Raw genomic sequence first — 13,891 nt, 5'->3', positions numbered from 1 at the left:
ACCTCAATTTTGTTGAGAAATCCGTTTCATTACATTAGAAACTACTGCAAGGTAAATTCCAATGAATATCAATATCATACCAGTCAGGTGGTAAGTGTGAATCTCTTCTCCCAAAAAAACTGTTGAAAGCAACATACCAAATAATGGCATAAGATGGATAAATAAGCCCGCTTTAGCTGCCCCCAATTCTGCCACACCTCGATTCCAGAACAAGTGAGCTAGGATGGATGGAAAGATAGCCATATATAAAACTGAGCCTAGCGCTTCAGGCTTTAGCTCAAAACTGGGGACCTCACTAAGCTCAAATAATGCAAAGGGTAATAACACAACAACACCAATCACAACGGTTGTTCCAAAAAATGTAAAACCATCTAACTCTGCAGGGCGCCAACGTAACAATATTGAATACCCTGACCAACAAAGCACCGCAGCGAGTATCCAAAGATCGCCTTTATTAATATCCAAACTAAATAACTGACTTAGATCTCCTAATGAGACCAAGGTAAGCACCCCGAACAAAGAGCACACCACTCCCAGCCATTGCCGAGTACTTACAACTTCTTTTAGAAAAAAACCTGTAATAACCAAAATCAAAATAGGAATAGCTGACTGTAAAAGAGTTGCATTGGTTGCACCCGTCATCGTTAAGCCAATATATATAAAAGTATTGAAACTGCCGACACTCAACATACCCATTGGCAGTAACCACTTCCAATGCTTTAAGATGACTCGCCAATGTGCTTTTAGCTTAGGTAACAAAAATGGCAATATAAGTATTAATGCCAGCCCCCAGCGCATCTCGGCCATCACAACCGGAGGCAGTACATCGTTCATCGCGCGCCCAAGAACAAAGTTACCGGCCCAGAAAAGTGTTGTTAGTGTGAGTAAAAGATAAGCCATTACAATCCTTTATTAATCGGCATTAAACCAGCGGGACAAAAGTGTGTTGTTTGCATCTTTACCTGTCAAAATATATTGCAATACATTGTAGTTATTAACCGTCCACTCGACTTGGGTAAACGCTTTACTCAAACCACAGAAAAGAATTTCATCTCCCAGTTGCAGCTCAGTGAGCTCGCCGGGTAAAATTTTAATGTCATCACCTCTACGCAACATTAAAGGAAAACCTGGCAACATCTGGCTGCGGTCGCGAGGATCCTTAAGGAAAATTTTCATTTTAATGATCGTCTCCTCTTCCAGTGCCATCCTAATTGCTGGCGTTTCTTCCTCACCGAGAACAAAAGCCCAGCTCTCTAATTCATCTTCTCCTACAACACTACTCATACGATTTAACAATGTATGAGCCCATACATCATCGTATTCTTTTAATGCCTCAATAAATGCAGGTAAAAGGGGTGTCTTGATTTGCGCCATTATTTGATTAGCGATTATTCGACCAGGTTCCATGACAAAATCAGCGCCCGAGTGACGAAAAACTAAGCGGTTTGCATCTAGATTCTGTCTAACAACCGTTACCAGTTTGGGTTTAATACCTCTCGCGGTCATAATAATAGAGAGGTTATCAGCATCATTATCAGTGCCTGCAACAATGCCCACTGCATCATGTATATTGGCCTCTTCAAGCGTTCTAGCCTCGGTTCCAATGCCCCAGATTTGTTGCTCTGTCTGGTTTACATTTTGTTCTTTGGAATCAATAACCGTAATAAAAACATCATCCGCTTTAAAGGCCTTATAAAGTGCTCGCCCAAAACGACCAAAGCCGCAAATAATCCAACGACCCTGTTTTTGCTGATAAACACTGGAAAGTGGTCGATGGTAAGGGTTTACTAGCCAGTCATACACCAGATGTTTATAAGGTGTATGTATAGCCATAGACAAGTAGCCGGCATAGGCTTCAAAAGGATCAACGACCTGGTTTGTACCAAAGGAAAGTAAATTAGCCGTCGTAACTTCTGCCTCCGTACGGCTTATCACCATCCGGTTAGGCATTAACAGTTTGCTGGCAATAGAAACGGACAAGTTAGAATTATCATCATCAGTAAGTGCCAGTACGCCTATGCAATGCGGATGCTGTAATCCTGCATCATCCAACACATCGGGTAACCCTGCATCTGCACATAAACCCGGGACACGAATAGGTAAGCTATCCATTTCTAAATCATCAATACGGTCTTGGCTTATATCTATAACCACCGCTCTGATATCTCTATTAGCTAATTTATGGACGATGAGACGACCCGTCACCCCATACCCACAAATCAAATAGAAAGGCTCGGCGAAACCGGCCACTTCACTGGTAAAAGAACGACGCCGTAATAAGCGACCAAAAACAGGCTCTTGTAAAAGCGCTAACATAGACCCAATACCATATAACCATGCAACCACGGTTGCGTAGATCATCAGTAGAGTCCACATCCTTTGCGCATCAGTAAAGGCAAAAGGAATTTCACCAAAACCGATAGTGGTTCCCATAAAGGACACAAAGTAAACGGCATGGAAAAAATCCATTCTCCACACATTACCCACATCATCTTGGCCCGGTATTAGTACAAAGCCAAGAATAGAAATCGAATAGACCACGATCATCGTGATAAAAGGAACACGAAGCCGCCGTAAAAGCAGATAAAAGACGTTATTCATGATTTAACGACGAACAACAATCGTCTCAACCACGAGAAGTATTACAGAGATAACGTTAGCTAAAAGCGCACCACCTGAAAGAGATACGACACTCGACATCATCGAGTCAGTCATGCCGCCACTAATTTGTTCGGCAAAACCCCAAAGGATAGCTGCAATTACTAATTGCAAATCGGCCACTAAGCTAGTTGCCAACATTAAAGCACCTAGGTGAGTTCGATCCCCAAATTTCAATACCGTACAGATCATACTGACAACCAACGCCGCGAATAGCTCGAAAACATTATGATGAATTTCTTTATCTATCTCACCGAGAAAAAAACCAAAATTCAGCGTCAATGCCAATACGATAAAGAAAGCAAAAATCACTTTTTCACGATTCATCAGAACATCCCTTATTTCACTAAAACAAAGCTATCATGCACACTTACCAGCCGATTGTATCGACTGTTGGTAAATATGGCTATGCTGATTCACGGAACCAGCCAGATAAGTTAATGTCTATTGGCTGATTATCCCAAGCAGGGGTAGCTATTTGATTTCATTCTGAGTTTTGAGGACTGTTTAATGCGTACAGAGCATTTTTCACTAGGAAAGTTACTTACTTCATTAGTTGTTGTTTTTTGCGCGGCGTCTTATTCCTATGCCTCTGATATCACAAAAAGCCAGAATGATATGCGTGATTATCAGTCCATCACACTAGAGAACGGTTTAAGTGTATTGCTTGTATCAGACCCCAATACAGACAAAGCAGCAGCATCGCTTAATGTAAGCGTAGGCTCTGCAGCCAACCCAAAAAACCGTGCAGGATTAGCGCATTTTCTTGAGCATATGCTATTTCTGGGTACTGATAAGTACCCAGAAGCAGGAGAATACCAAGCATTTATCCAATCTCATGGCGGCTCACATAATGCTTTTACTGCATTAAAAAACACCAACTACTTTTTCGATATCAACGCTGACGACCTTGAACCGGCTCTTGACCGCTTCTCTCAATTCTTTATTGCACCGCTCTTTTCTAAAGAGTATACCGACCGAGAAAGACACGCCGTCAACTCTGAATACAGCGCTAAAATAAGAGACGATGGACGCAGGGCTTACGCTGCTAGCCAGCAAGCGATGAACCCCTCTCATCCTGCAAGCCGATTTGCTGTCGGCAATCTTGATACACTGCCTAACGATAAAGAGGGAAGCTTGCGAAGCGATTTAATCAATTTTTATCAGCAGTATTACTCTGCGAACCAGATGAATCTTGTCATTATAGGTAAACAACCGCTGAGTCAGCTTGAGTCGATTACAAAGCAATATTTCTCAACCATAAAGAACACTAAAGCACAGACTTTTGTTATCAAAGAACCTCAGTTCAAACCCGAAGACCTCCCTCTTGAGTTAGCCATCAAGACACTCAAAGACACCCAGTCTCTAAGCTTAAGTTTCCCTACTCAAGCCAACTTACCCTTTTGGAAAAGCAAACCCCTTTACCTACTGAGCAGCCTAATTGGTTACGAAGGAGAAGGAAGTCTTTTGGCTTTGCTTAAAGAAAAAGGTTGGGCAACTGGGCTAGGCGCTTCTCCGGGGCAAAATTTCGTATCCGAGTCGAGTTTTCATATTCAAGTAAGCTTAACGCCAGAAGGCCTCAAGCATACAGACGATATAGTTAGTCTATTTTTCTCATTTATTCAGAGCATTAAAAAAGAAGGTATTAGCCAAGCGATCTATAACGAAGAAAAGCTACTCAATGCGCAACAATTTCGTTTTTTAGCTGAACAAGAGCCTATACATTACGTCACACAGCTAACCCAAAGCATGCAGGATTACCCGCAAGAAAACTGGTTGAATGCACCCTATATACTTGAACAATATGACCTTGATGCCATCACTCAATTTATTCAAGCTATTCGCCCTAACAATATGGTGCTATCGGTTAAGGCCAAAAACCTAGAAACGAATATGACTGAGCCCTACTATGATAGCGAATATAGCATTAATCAGATTAGTGCTAGCCGCATCAAGCACTGGCAACAAGCAGAACTAATTAACAACCTGCATATTCGAAACCCCAACCCTTTTATTGCCGAAAACACTAATCTACAGCCTTTGACTGAAGACCTGCTAAAGCCTATACAATTAGATACAGGTAAACTTGGAGTAACCTTATGGCAACTCCAAGATACAACATTTAAAGTCCCAAAGGCAGATCTATACTTTACACTTTTAACGCCACTGGCTAGGAATGGTGCTGAGGTAACAACGGGGCTAAACCTATATACAGACATGGTTAGCGACGAGTTAAATAAATCTCTTTATGACGCAGGAACAGCCGGGTTAAGCGCACGTATTTACGCCCACCAACGTGGCATCAGCGTACGCATTTCTGGCTTTGATGATAAAATTGAAGTGCTAAGCAAGCTAATAGCTAAAACTCTGAGAAAACCCGAGTTGTCACAAGCGCGTTTTAACCGAGTACTACAAGCCTACCAAGAGCAGCTAAATAACTCAGATAAAGACAAACCCTACAACCAGCTTTTTCGTGTCGGCTATGAAGTGTTGATGCATAACGCTAGATTGGGCGAACTGCAAAAAGCAGCCAACGATTATTCATTAGATCAACTTTCATCGCTAATAGAGCAGTTATTTAAGTCAACAGAAGTGCGGGTACTGTCTCACGGAAATTTAACCGCCTCTCAAGCTAAAAAACTCACAAACTCTCTACTCCAAGAGCTACAACCAATACAAACTGCTCAGGTAGCACCACAAGTAGATATACTTCGCTTAAAAGAAGATAGCGTATTAACAAAAACGTTAGATATTGAGCACAACGACTCCGCGACTATTTTGTACCTTCAAGGCAATGACCTATCCACTCAAACGCGGGCAGCAACCGCTTTATTAAGTGAGATTTTATCTGCTCCTTTTTATACACAGCTACGCACTGAGCAACAACTCGGATACATCGTATTTGCGACACCTATGCCGCTTAGAAAAGTTCCTGGCATAGCTTTTATTGTTCAATCTCCCGCATCTAGCCCTGAAGCAATTTTAGAAAGCATTCGCAATTTCTTAAATAATTTCAGAAGCAAACTAGAAAAAATACCAAAGCAACAAATGGCACAATTTAAAAGCAGTCTAGTGGCTAGAATTAACGCCCAAGAGCGACAACTCCAAGAACTGAGTAACCGCTTTTGGCAAGAAATTGATCAAAACAATACTAAATTTGATACTCAAGAGAAGCTAACTAAAGCAATTAATCAGTTGGATAATAGTGATTTAGTTAACATTTATAACAAGCTACTATCTCGACAGCTTGTACTACAAAACACGGGAGCTGGTGCTAAGCAAAACCTCATATCCGATGCAACAGCACTCGAGAGTACAAAATAGGGAGTTAATGTATAGATGAGTTGTTCATAGTGTAAATACTTATGAAAGGAAGCGGCTTTAGTAACGAGCCGCTTTATTGGCTTGATTAGGGCTTGGGGACCACAAACTGACGGCGTTGCTGAGCGCCTTTAGCAAGCTCGCAAGACTCAGGCTCCCATAAGCACTTTTCTGCTTCTTTATCATCGTAGATGCGCTGGAACACGGCATCTTCACCTTTAAGATCCGACTTAGAAAGCACTTTCCCCGCTCTATACTCTCTTACCAGCGGTAATGGCGAAGGAGCAATTACCGTCGGCGGGGGTAAATCAGAAGGCTTATTAATGTAAGCAACCTCATACATAGGCTCAGTATCAAATACGCCGCGTTTTTTCCTGTGGTAAGCAGTTTTACCATTATCCACGCCTTCAGCATAACCACGAGGTGAAACAACTTCGTACGCAATAAGGCTATTCTCTGAAACAACAAGACCTTGTGCTTGCGAGGTTTGAGTCAACAAAGCCAAACCTACAGCCAAACCTGAGAACCAGATCTGTTTCACCACGTCATCTCCATTGGGTAGATAGATTCAGCGTAAATTGCTAACTCTTCAAGAATCTCGCGTTGCGCGGCAGCGAGATTCTGATCTTGATACAAGCTATTCAAGTGCTCGTAAAATTCTTTCATGGTTAACAACCTCCGCTTATCTGTCACTAGCAACTTATCACTACGGTATTGTTCCCATTGTGATTGCTGCTCATCATTAAGTGTCCAAGGATAATTACGAGCACGGTAGCGAAGCAGCATCTCTTCTAATCGCGGGTCTTGAAAAGCAAACTCCAATTCAGCCAGTGTATTAGGGTCGCTTTCCCTCACCTGCTGCATCATTTTCTTATCGGTGTCATTAAAGAAACCACCCGAGTACAACATATGGTCAGGATCACCATCCGACTCAAAACTATCTTCACTTATTACATCGGCTAGTTTTGATTTTAATTCAGGATAATTTCTTAAAATAGCCAAATGAGCTCGGCACTCATCACCGTTAATACCAAATCGAGCAGCCTCATCTTTATTCAACATACCGGCTGGAGCCAAAATCGGACACTTGTTAGCATGTACCTGCTTTAAAGCAATGGCTGGATCACTCTCTGTCCGTTCGTGGCGAGGCAGGTACATATAATGACGAATATCTTCCACCGATAAGGTCAGCAGTGGTGTAGGATCTACCCGCAAGTCCCACACTAACGTGCTATTTTTATTAATAGGGTGCTGCACCATTGGAGCGACTACCGCTAAGTTACCCAATGATGCTGAATATCTTGATGAAACGTGGAGTACCGGCTTCATTGAAAGCACATCTAACATACGCTGAGCTGAAGCTTTACCTTTATTAGACAATACAAATTCGTATAACTTTGGCTGCTTTTCTTTAATCAATTTCGCCATCGCAATCGTGGCATAAACATCCGAAAGCGCATCATGCGCATGCCCATGATCAATACCATTTGCTTTGGTCAAATCTTCAAGCCGTAAACTAGGAGTGCCATCATCATGATCCGGCCAAACAATACCTTCAGGACGTAAGGCACGCGTTAATCGCAACATATCGATAATATCCCACCGTGAACAAGCATTTTGCCATTCTCGCGCATAAGGATCGAAAAAATTACGATACAAGGTATAACGCGTCACTTCATCATCAAAGCGAATACTGTTGTAACCCACCCCACATGTACCAGGCTTAGCAAACTCAGCATGAATTTGGGAAATAAACTCCGCCTCGCATAGCCCTTCACGTATCGCTTTTTGCGGTGTAATACCTGTTATTAAGCAAGCTTGAGGGTGTGGCAAAATATCGTCAGCAGGCTTGCAGTACAACATAATAGGTTCATCAATGATATTCAGGTTTTCATCAGTACGAATACCAGCAAATTGCACCGGGCGATCTCTTTTAGGATCGATACCAAAGGTTTCATAATCGTGCCAAAAAAAAGTACGTTCCGCAGTCATTGTTTTCAAATATCCGTGATAAATGCTAAGTAAGCAGGCTATAATAACAGTCAAATAGTACCAAGTATGATAGGGAGGATTACATATGCTGACCAGTCAAACAACAGAACATCGTTGCCCATGTGGATCAGGAAAGCCATTTGCATTTTGTTGCGAGCCCTATATTGAAGGCCAAAAACTAGCACCCACTGCCGAACAGTTGATGCGTAGTCGTTATACCGCTTTTGCGCTAGGCGCCATTGATTATCTTATAGAGACTACTGCTCCTGAAAAGCGCGAGTTAATAGATCGCGCAATTATTGCCGAGCAGATTCAGTTTACGACATGGACTGGCCTAACAATACTCGAGAAAGAGGCAGGACATAAAGAAGACTCCCAAGGCATGATCGAGTTTGAAGCAGCATTTGAAACCGAAGAAGAACAATGTGTTTTACACGAACGCTCAAACTTCTACGCGAAAGATGGCCAGTGGTTCTATCTAGACGGCGAGGTTGAAGTCAGACCCGCCGTTTGATGAAAGACAGCATCAGCACAACAGTTTAATCAGGTGATTATAAACTTCCCTGGTTAAACTTACTCGTCAAGGCTTTTACTGGTTGCTTCAAGCCCTTAGAATAAGCCTCCCCCATTCACCTGGATAACCATCATCCAGTTTTGCTAATACAAGAAACCGTTCATGTTATCGAATTTTTTTAAGCCTAAGTGGCAACATACCAACCCAGTCATTCGTTTGAACGCCGTTAAAAGTTTAAGTGACGAATCTAATGATCAATATCTTATTTTATCGGGGCTAGCTATTCGAGACCCTGATGTTAGCGTCAGGCAAGCAGCGATAGCTCAGATTATGAGCATCAACAACCTCATCCAGCTTTTGAAAGAGCCTGATGTAAACTCTTTAGCAATAGAAACGCGCTTAGCTCATAAACTGAGTAATGACGCTAACCCACAAACACTGTTCGAACAGCTATCAAGCAAGCTCGAAACTACAGTCATGTGGCGAATCATCAACCAAACATCATACCCAAAATTACAAATAACGCTGATTAACGATATTGAAGATCAGAGTTTACTAGTAGAAATTGCGACCTCTTCTGCTCCTGTTAACACTCGAAAAGTCGCCGCCGAACGAATTTCAAACCCGGCATTGCTTGAGCAGTTGCTAAAAGCAACAAAGCAAAATGATAAAGCCATTTACCGCATCATGCGCGATAAATGCAATGAACTACGCGAACACACAAAGCGACAACAGGCTTTACGTGATCGTGCGATGAGCGTGATTGAGCAAGTCACAAGCCTTTCTAAAGGCGAGTGGTTCCCTCTTTACCCTGCGAAATTTGAAGCATTGACTCAAGAATGGAATAGCTTTTCATCTTCTGTAACGGAAGAGTTCCAACAACCATTCTCTAATGCCTACGATACATGCCAAAAGCGAATACAAGCCATCGCTGCGGAAGAAGCTGAAAAAGCTCAAGAGCAACTCAATATTAAGCTTGCCCGCGAGAAAGCTGAAACCATATTGCAGCAGCTCCAAGACTTTGCTACTAGCGCAGAAGCAACTTCATATTCGCAACAAGATGGAAGTATTTCTGAATTAGTAAAAGCACAAGAAAACTTCCAAACTCAGTGGACGAGCATTAGTAACACAGCGTCTGCCAATCAACTGAAAACTTACAATCGGCTTACTCAAATACTCAGTAGAGTTCACTCACATGCCGTATCTGTAGATAGTAAGCTAAACGATATCAGAGAATTTTTATCATTTTGCGAACAGAACAGCTTCAAGAAAAAAGCAGTCCCAGAACAACTAAAACAAGCGAGTAAAATTCTTACAAAAACAGCCTGGCCTATAAACCTAGAGCGTCCAGATACATTACAACAACTTGATAACCTAATAGCCAAGCTTACAAACGAAAAGCAGTTACTTACTCAAAAATCACTAGAGCTAACTGAGAAACTACGACTACAACTTGCTCAATTGGAATGCTTTATCGAGAAAGGTGAAGTTAAAACTGCTGAGAAAGAATCACGTAAAACAGTCGAGTTATTAACACAAATTAAAGGCACTGCCAGAGACTCTTTCGAGCAGCAATATAAAGGCTTAAATACTCGTCTTGAAGAGCTTAAAGACTGGCAGGGTTATGCAGTAACCCCGAAAAAAGAACAACTTTGCGCAGATATGGAGAGTCTCATTAATGCAGAGGCCCTTCCTCAAGAACAAGCCAAGAAAATAAAACAACTTCAGCAACAATGGAAGCTACTCGACGCTACCGACCCATTCCACTCTCAGGCTATCTGGAAGCGTTTTAAAACCGCTTCCGATAAGGCGTACGAGCCTTGTGAAGTGTATTTTGCATCACAAAACGAGTCGCGTCGTTATAACTTGCAACAAAAAGAGCTCATCTATCAAGAAGTCGCCGCCTATCTTCAACAGATAGATTGGCAAACATGTGACTGGCGTGCGGTTGAACAGATCATTCAAACGGCTAAGCAAGAATGGAGACGTTTCACTCCCGTTGATAGGAACCCTGGACAAGCATTACAAATCAAATTTAATGAATTACTGCTTGATGCAGAAAACCACTTCCAGGCCGCTAAAGAAGACTCAATGGCGGCTAAAGAGAAGCTCATTGCTGATGCACAAGCACTAACAACTGCAGATGATATTATCGACGCAGCAGAGCAAGCTAAAAAACTACAAAAAGACTGGAAGGAATGCGGGCCCACTTTCCATAGCCAGGAACGTAAGCTTTGGAAAGCATTTAGAGTTCACTGTGATGTTATCTTCCAGCGCCTTCACGACCAAACTCCTTCACGCGAGGCTGCACACGCAGCCAAAGTAACGCTAAACCAAGTGACAGATGATCTTTTAAGCTTTGAAGAAGTCCCATTACATACGGCACAAAAAATAAAAAGTATTATCGAAGCTCGTCAACTCGTTGAAACATTTAAAGAGAGCCTTACTGCTAAAGATATGGAGCGGTTCAGTAAAGCCGCACGCTATGTTGAACAGCAAGCAAACGCGCTCCAACGCTTTGCAGATCACGCCGATAATATTCAACTCCGAGAACATTCTGTCTTGTGTGACCAGCTTGAAACGCACTTGCTCAACAACCCAACAACTGAACCCAATCAAGATTTTTTTGCGCACTGGAATCTTCAGCAGAGTAGCGACTTACATAAGAAAATTCACAACCGCCGTAGCTTAATTGAATCAATAGCCGCAGGGGAAAGTGAACTAGGCGCTTTGTTAATCAATGCCGATAAAGAGCTGCGTGAAATATGCATACGCCTTGAAATAGCGCTTAACTTGCCGTCCCCTAGCTATGACCAAGCACTGCGGATGGAGTACCAAATGCAGCGACTGCAAAAAGCATTGGAGCAACAGCAGCAAGCAGTGAACTTAACAGATATTAAGAAGCTAGAATTAGAATCTCTCAGCATTCCTTTTCGTAAAGCCAATGAGCCACTTAATGAGCGCTTTCAGGATTTGGTAAGTACTGTATTCAATTGAACCCATTACCAATAAAAAAACCCGCTATAGAGCGGGTTTTTTTATTCTACCGATATGTCATTAAGACATATGAAGACCACCGTTGATAGACATATCAGCACCTGTGATATATCCAGACTGCTCTTCAGCCAAGAAGGTTACAATACGACCAATCTCTTCAGGTGTACCAAAGCGTCCTACAGGAATAGTAGAGCAGATTTTCTGCTGAACTTCGACAGCAATTTTAGCTACCATCGGCGTCATCACATAACCTGGAGAAACCGTATTAACAGTCACACCTTTAGAAGCAACCTCTTGAGCTAGAGCCTTTGTAAAACCGTGAATGCCGGCTTTAGCAGCAGAGTAGTTACACTGACCGAATTGACCTTTCTGTGCATTTACAGAAGAAATATTGATAACGCGCCCAAAGCCTTTTTCTAGCATTGGATTAATGACCAAACGAGTCATATGGAACATTGAATCCAAGTTTGCTGTTAGTACTTCGTCCCACTGATCCCAGCTCATTTTCTTGAACTGACCATCACGGGTAATACCTGCATTGTTCACTAGTACATCAACTGAACCACCCGTTAGTTCTTGTACTGTTGCAATACACGCTTCGCAAGAAGCTGTATTAGTCACATCACCATAAGCTACATGAATATCATATCCATCAGCTTTTTGTGCTGCTTGCCATGCTTTAGCTTTTTCGTGATTACCACCACTGTTATAACCTGCTACTACTGTAAACCCATTATCTGCTAGAGTCCGGCATATTGAAGCACCCAGTCCACCAGTACCACCTGTTACAAGAGCAACCAACTTACCCATATTCACATCCCTTTTCTTTCAATTTATTGTGTTTTATGTGACTTGCTTTTTTATTTTTCTAAGCAGCCTTAAGATCGATCATAGACCTAAGACTGCCATTTAATAATATGACTTTTGGTTTATAGTCTTTAGGATAGTAGCTGATTGTTAATGATTAATGATAGGCCCGATTTACCTTAATCTTCATTGATGTACCGCACTTTTCACTGCTAAGACCTTACTAACGCTACGATATGCAACCCATGACGCCGCACTGTTAGCTAACACGAAAGCTATAAACATTGCCTGCAACCCCCATAATTCATTAGCGATCCATGCCATGGGTATAAAAAACACAAACAAGCGTAATATACTGATACGCATAGCTATTAATGGTTGGTGTAATGCATTTAATGTTGATGCACTCAAAAAGATAACTGCTTGCATCCCAAATCCAAGAGGCACAATGCCAAGCCACATAATCAAAGGGCCTTTGATTAAATCAGAAGCTGCAAACAAGTCAGCAATGGCATCTTTAAATATCCATAACATCATAAAAACTAAGAACTGCCAGATCAGAGCAAATTTAATAGCACCTTTATAGGCAGACACTACACGCTGAATCTGTCCAGCACCAAAGTTCTGACTAACAAAAGGCGGCAACGTCATGGATAGAGCGAGACACACCAGTAAAGATAACGATTCAAGCCTATTACCCACACCAAATGCCGCTACAGCTTCAGCACCGTGCTGCGCAACCATTGCGGTGAGCACCCCTCCTGCCAACGGAGTCATCATGTTCGACAACGCTGCAGGCAAGCCAATTTTCATAACTTTAAGCCAATGATCAACGATTCTTCTAGCAACAGGCTTCATGAGTATAATTAAGTTATATCGCCGATAAAGAATGTAAATTACAATCACAAAAACACAGGACCAGGAGATAACACTGGCCATCGCCGCCCCTCGAATACCGAATGCAGGTACAGAGCCCCAACCAAAAATTAATAACGGATCCAGCAGCATATTCAAAACGGAGGATCCAGCCATCACCAATGCAGGAGTTTTGGTATCACCTCTGGCACGTAATGCGCTGTTTGCCACCATATTAGTCACAAGAAAAACAGCACCGAACCACCATATATCCATATACTCTAAAATATAGGGTAGTTGTTGTTCAGTAGCTCCCATTAACGTGAACAAAGGCACCATAAATAACTGCACAACCAAACTAATGCTTAACACCAATAAAAGCGTCATCATCAAATTATCTGTTGCTAGCTCTGCCGCTTTTTCCTGCTGCCCCTCACCAATTAATTTAGCTAAAATCGCCGATGTTCCGATCCCAAAACCAATAGCTAAACTAACAACAGAAAACGTCACTGGAAAAGTAAATGCTAAAGCAGCCATGGGGGCTGTACCCAAAAGGGACACAAAATAGATATCTGCAAGGTTAAACAGCATTAAACTGACAATCCCAACCATCATTGGAACGGTCATACGAAGGAGCGTCGGACGAATTGTGTCCTTAAGTAAATCAGGCGTTGCCATAAAGAACTCGATTCAAAGTAAGCAGCTATCCTAACGGCTGATAAGCAAAAGAAAAACCGTCATAATGGA

At 42.1% G+C, this 13,891-nt stretch carries 10 protein-coding genes; 3 read left to right on the top strand and 7 right to left on the bottom strand.

Features of this window, described 5'->3' with window-relative positions; translation table 11 throughout:
- Nucleotides 1-3 precede the first annotated feature (3 nt).
- Genes G511_RS0108990 through G511_RS0108980 form a run of 3 tightly spaced genes read right to left on the bottom strand, consistent with a single transcriptional unit; the run spans nt 4 to nt 2,985 of the window.
- Entirely contained in the window at nt 4-900 is an 897-nt protein-coding gene (locus G511_RS0108990; RefSeq protein ID WP_028469339.1) for a DMT family transporter, read from the bottom strand.
- A gap of 12 nt (nt 901-912) precedes the next feature.
- Nucleotides 913-2,601 (bottom strand): potassium channel family protein, encoded by a 1,689-nt coding sequence (locus tag G511_RS0108985; RefSeq protein ID WP_028469338.1) that lies wholly within the window; start codon nt 2,599-2,601, stop codon nt 913-915.
- Between the two features lie 3 nt (nt 2,602-2,604).
- Nucleotides 2,605-2,985 carry a DUF6394 family protein gene (locus G511_RS0108980; protein WP_028469337.1) on the bottom strand — a complete coding sequence of 127 codons (381 nt, stop codon included), beginning with the start codon at nt 2,983-2,985 and terminating at the stop codon, nt 2,605-2,607.
- A gap of 183 nt (nt 2,986-3,168) precedes the next feature.
- On the opposite strand from G511_RS0108980, the gene G511_RS22325 reads away from it, so the two are divergent.
- Nucleotides 3,169-5,982, top strand: coding sequence for an insulinase family protein (locus G511_RS22325; protein WP_051221777.1), 2,814 nt, complete (start codon nt 3,169-3,171; stop codon nt 5,980-5,982).
- An 85-nt stretch (nt 5,983-6,067) separates the two neighbouring features.
- Here the strand turns inward: G511_RS22325 and G511_RS0108970 are convergent, their stop codons facing one another.
- Both G511_RS0108970 and sbcB read right to left on the bottom strand, forming a co-directional pair.
- A complete protein-coding gene (locus G511_RS0108970) occupies nt 6,068-6,520 on the bottom strand; it encodes a hypothetical protein (RefSeq protein ID WP_028469336.1) in 453 nt (150 codons plus the stop codon).
- Complete coding sequence (gene sbcB, locus G511_RS0108965; protein WP_028469335.1) at nt 6,517-7,971, bottom strand: exodeoxyribonuclease I; 1,455 nt, start codon at nt 7,969-7,971, stop codon at nt 6,517-6,519. Before sbcB ends, G511_RS0108970 begins: the two co-directional genes overlap by 4 nt.
- An 85-nt stretch (nt 7,972-8,056) precedes the next feature.
- Between sbcB and G511_RS0108960 the strand changes: the two genes are divergently transcribed.
- A complete protein-coding gene (locus G511_RS0108960; RefSeq protein ID WP_028469334.1) occupies nt 8,057-8,485 on the top strand; it encodes a YchJ family protein in 429 nt (142 codons plus the stop codon).
- Nucleotides 8,486-8,647: 162 nt separating this feature from the next.
- The gene (locus G511_RS0108955; RefSeq protein ID WP_028469333.1) at nt 8,648-11,482 is read left to right on the top strand and encodes a DUF349 domain-containing protein; all 2,835 of its coding nucleotides are present in this window, start codon (nt 8,648-8,650) and stop codon (nt 11,480-11,482) included.
- A gap of 60 nt (nt 11,483-11,542) precedes the next feature.
- On the opposite strand, the gene phbB is transcribed toward G511_RS0108955, so the two are convergent.
- Entirely contained in the window at nt 11,543-12,292 is a 750-nt protein-coding gene (phbB, locus tag G511_RS0108950) for an acetoacetyl-CoA reductase (protein ID WP_028469332.1), read from the bottom strand.
- A gap of 183 nt (nt 12,293-12,475) precedes the next feature.
- Nucleotides 12,476-13,822, bottom strand: coding sequence for an MATE family efflux transporter (locus G511_RS0108945; protein ID WP_028469331.1), 1,347 nt, complete (start codon nt 13,820-13,822; stop codon nt 12,476-12,478).
- Between the last annotated feature and the right edge of the window lie 69 nt (nt 13,823-13,891).

The sequence above is a fragment of the Neptunomonas japonica DSM 18939 genome (genome assembly GCF_000422765.1).
GTDB lineage: Bacteria > Pseudomonadota > Gammaproteobacteria > Pseudomonadales > Balneatricaceae > Neptunomonas > Neptunomonas japonica.
The sequence above is the reverse complement of the archived record's forward strand: the minus strand, read 5'-3'. Positions and strand labels throughout refer to the sequence as shown.

What these genes read in the sequence shown, in the direction of transcription:
- G511_RS0108990 (WP_028469339.1), bottom strand. Translation starts at nt 900, where the DNA reads ATGGCTTATCTTTTACTCACACTAACAACACTTTTCTGGGCCGGTAAC.
- G511_RS0108985 (WP_028469338.1), bottom strand. Translation starts at nt 2,601, where the DNA reads ATGAATAACGTCTTTTATCTGCTTTTACGGCGGCTTCGTGTTCCTTTT.
- G511_RS0108980 (WP_028469337.1), bottom strand. Translation starts at nt 2,985, where the DNA reads ATGAATCGTGAAAAAGTGATTTTTGCTTTCTTTATCGTATTGGCATTG.
- G511_RS22325 (WP_051221777.1), top strand. Translation starts at nt 3,169, where the DNA reads ATGCGTACAGAGCATTTTTCACTAGGAAAGTTACTTACTTCATTAGTT.
- sbcB (WP_028469335.1), bottom strand. Translation starts at nt 7,971, where the DNA reads ATGACTGCGGAACGTACTTTTTTTTGGCACGATTATGAAACCTTTGGT.
- G511_RS0108960 (WP_028469334.1), top strand. Translation starts at nt 8,057, where the DNA reads ATGCTGACCAGTCAAACAACAGAACATCGTTGCCCATGTGGATCAGGA.
- G511_RS0108955 (WP_028469333.1), top strand. Translation starts at nt 8,648, where the DNA reads ATGTTATCGAATTTTTTTAAGCCTAAGTGGCAACATACCAACCCAGTC.
- phbB (WP_028469332.1), bottom strand. Translation starts at nt 12,292, where the DNA reads ATGGGTAAGTTGGTTGCTCTTGTAACAGGTGGTACTGGTGGACTGGGT.
- G511_RS0108945 (WP_028469331.1), bottom strand. Translation starts at nt 13,822, where the DNA reads ATGGCAACGCCTGATTTACTTAAGGACACAATTCGTCCGACGCTCCTT.